The organism is Paenibacillus lacisoli (genome assembly GCF_030580655.1).
GTDB lineage: Bacteria > Bacillota > Bacilli > Paenibacillales > Paenibacillaceae > Paenibacillus > Paenibacillus lacisoli.
Window position 1 is genome coordinate 1 of sequence record NZ_JAUQTB010000039.1, and the last position, 1,310, is coordinate 1,310.

A 1,310-nucleotide genomic window follows, 5' to 3' on the forward strand; every position below is an offset into this window, starting at 1 on the left:
TGGAGTGCTACGATAAAAATGCAGTCGATAAACACCCTCGTATGAAATAAAATGAAAACAAACGAGGGGACGAGTGACAATGAATCGATACGATAAAGCATTCAAAGAAGAAGCAGTAAGATTAAGTGATGAGATTGGATCAAAGAAAGCCGCCGATCAGTTAGGCGTATCCTACTATACCTTGCAGGAATGGAGAAAGCGAAGAACCTTGCACGGTGACGGAGCGCATATTGGGAGCGGACGTGCTTATGCGTCGACCGATAAAACTGCACGTGAAGTTGAACTAGAAAGAGAAATTGGCGAGCTACGCCGAGCAAATGAAATTCTCAAGGATGCACTCGGTTTTTTCGCAAAAGACCGGAAGCGGTAAAGGCACGTCAGCTCTATGCTTACATCCGTGAACGACGGGATCGATGGACCGTCAAGGAGATGTGCGACGTACTTGCTGTCAGCGAATCGGGCTACTATCGTAGCTTGAAGCCTGGACCCAAACAGGTGCGACAGCAACGCCTTCTGGTCAAGATTAAAGAAATCATCGGAGAACATGAAGACAACAGCAATTACGGTGTCCAGCGTATTCTGCTGAGGCTGTCACAAACAGGTGTCACCACCAGCTACAGTACCGTCTATCGCATCATGAAGAAGCACGGACTGCTGAAGAAAGTGAAGCGTCATCCAAACGGCATTACACGTGAGGATGCTGCAGCTCAAAAGAGCGAGAACCTGATTCAGAGAGACTTCAGATCCTCAGCACCCAACCAAAAGTGGCTATCGGATATCACCGAAGTCCCTTGTTCAGACGGGAAGCTATATCTGTCCGCGGTACTGGATTGCTTTAACGGAGAGATCGTCGGGGTTGCGATGGACGACAATATGCGCAAGGAGCTCTGCATCCAAGCCTTTGAGAATGCCTGTAAAGCAAAAAATGCTCGCGGAATGATATACCACAGCGACAGAGGCAGCCAGTTCACAAGCCATGCATTCCGCAAGAGCCTAGCTAAACGTAATGCCATTCAAAGTATGAGCGGTACGGGACGTTGTTATGACAATGCAAGGATGGAGAGCTTTTTTGCTACGCTCAAGAAAGAAAAACTGTACAAGATCAAAACGGAGCGCTATCCGATGGCCTATATTAAATCGATCATCTTCAGATACATCATGGTCTACTACAACAGGCGGCGGATCTACACCTCCAATCCAGGAGGGTGGCCGCCAGCTATTTATCGCGAAAGAATGCTGTCACAAGCAGCTTAATCACGGGATTTCTGTATGAGGGGTGTTTTCAAACTGCACTTTTGTTGACAACTCCA

2 protein-coding genes are annotated in these 1,310 nt (G+C 47.6%); both read left to right on the forward strand.

Annotation, left to right across the window (positions count from 1 at the left end; translation table 11 throughout):
* Window positions 1–79 precede the first annotated feature (79 nt).
* Window positions 80–370 carry a transposase gene (locus Q5741_RS21430; RefSeq protein ID WP_305026140.1) on the forward strand — a complete coding sequence of 97 codons (291 nt, stop codon included), beginning with the start codon at window positions 80–82 and terminating at the stop codon, window positions 368–370.
* 23 nt (window positions 371–393) lie between these two features.
* On the forward strand, window positions 394–1,254 hold the full coding sequence (locus tag Q5741_RS21435; RefSeq protein WP_305026141.1) for an IS3 family transposase: 861 nt from the start codon (window positions 394–396) through the stop codon (window positions 1,252–1,254).
* Window positions 1,255–1,310 lie beyond the last annotated feature (56 nt).

Coding starts and splice junctions, on each gene's coding strand:
- Q5741_RS21430 (WP_305026140.1), top strand. CDS start 80: ATGAATCGATACGATAAAGCATTCAAAGAAGAAGCAGTAAGATTAAGT.